Origin of the sequence: Streptomyces sp. NPDC088812 (assembly GCF_044750285.1) — a bacterium.
Classification (GTDB): Bacteria; Actinomycetota; Actinomycetes; order Streptomycetales; family Streptomycetaceae; genus Streptomyces.
This window is the reverse complement of record NZ_JBIVJP010000069.1, coordinates 1-1,710: the sequence shown is the minus strand read 5'-3', so window position 1 is coordinate 1,710 and position 1,710 is coordinate 1. Positions and strand designations below refer to the sequence as shown.

Below are 1,710 nucleotides of genomic sequence, written 5' to 3'. Positions count from 1 at the left end.
CCACGACGAGGTCGTCCACGGCAAGGGCTCTCTGCTGGGCCGCATCCCGGGCGACCGCCGGCAGCAACTGGCCACCCTGCGCGCCTACTACGGGTACATGTGGGCGCACCCCGGCAAGCAGCTGCTGTTCATGGGCGGGGAGTACGCGCAGCCGAGCGAGTGGTCCGAGGGAGAGGGCCTGGACTGGCCCGTCTCGTGGGACGAGGCGCACCGCGGGGTCCAGCTGACGATCCGGGAGCTCAACGCGCTCTACCGCAGCAAGCCGGCGCTGTGGTCGCTGGACCACAGCCCGGAGGGATTCTCGTGGGTGGACGGCGGCGACGCTGACGGCAACACGCTCGTGTTCCTCCGCATGCCCGCGGCGCAGGTGGTACCGGAGCCGCGGATCGACGACGACGGCGACGCGGTCCCGGCCGCCGAACCGGGCGACGCCCCGCTGCTGTGCATCACCAACCTCTCGGGGTCGCCGCGTCAGGGGTTGCGCGTGGGGGTGCCGTCCGCGGGGGAGTGGACGGTGGTGCTGGACACCGACGCGATCGACTTCCACGGAGACGGCTGGCGGGAGCAGACCGGCCAGTCCGAGGTGGTCACTGCCCATGAGGGCCAGTGGCAGGGCCAGCCGGCCCACGTCACGGTGAACGTGCCGGCGCTGACCACCCTGTGGCTCCAGCCGAACCCGGACACGACGGGCACGCCCTGAGGCGTGGTGCACGTCACGGTCGGCGGTCTTGGCGCGGGAGCGTCGAACGGGGCTGGCCAGGCCGAAGGAATCCGCGAGAACAGGCGGAAGTCGACCGCCCGCCCGGGACTGCACGGGGGGTGTCACCCCTGATTTTGTGTTCGGTGGGATTCGTGTGTACAGTTCCATCTCGTGCTCAAGACGCCGACCGGGTGACCGGGAGGCGGGGTGAAGAACACAGAATCCGCGGATTCATGCCGAGAATGGCAGGTCCAGGGCGGGTGGTGCTCACCGGGTGCGCGGCCGGCAGTGATGCGGGTCGGGATTCCTGAAGAAGATGATCTGGTTTGACAGCCGGGGATCATGTGGTAAGCTTTTCGAGGCCTTCCACGTGGATGGTCCGGTGAGTGTCTGGCCCCGCGGAAGTGGGGTTGACATTGTCGGATCGCGTGGTAGGGTTTTCTAGCCCGGCCATGTGAACGGACGGTGAATGCTTCGGACACGGAGTTGACACGGTCGAAACGGATGGTCTAGGATGGAGAAGTTGCTCCAGAGCGAAACGGCCCGCGGAGCGGGTCGCTGAAGCTGGAAGCGCCTGTTGTTTGAGAACTCAATAGTGTGCCAAGTTTGTTGATGCCAATTGTTTTAACACATATTGGTTGATCATCGCCTGCCACCCCCGTGGTGTGGTGATGGTCTGCTAGGTATTGAATGGATGTCGTGGTGGTTATTTCCGGCTGCCACGGTGTTGTTCTGTAATTTTTTTACGGAGAGTTTGATCCTGGCTCAGGATGAACGCTGGCGGCGTGCTTAACACATGCAAGTCGAACGATGAAGCCCAGCTTGCTGGGTGGATTAGTGGCGAACGGGTGAGTAACACGTGAGTAACCTGCCCTTAACTCTGGGATAAGCCTGGGAAACTGGGTCTAATACCGGATAGGAGCGCCTACCGCATGGTGGGTGTTGGAAAGATTTATCGGTTTTGGATGGACTCGCGGCCTATCAGCTTGTTGGTGAGGTAATGGCTCACC

The 1,710-nt window shown here is 63.6% G+C and carries 1 protein-coding gene and 1 rRNA gene; both read left to right on the top strand.

From position 1 onward, the window contains the following. On the top strand, positions 1-700 hold a 700-nt coding region (locus ACIP67_RS43245; RefSeq protein ID WP_401700212.1), incomplete at its 5' end, for an alpha amylase C-terminal domain-containing protein. 742 nt (positions 701-1,442) lie between these two features. After that, a 16S ribosomal RNA gene (locus tag ACIP67_RS43240) occupies positions 1,443-1,710 on the top strand; the annotation flags it as partial.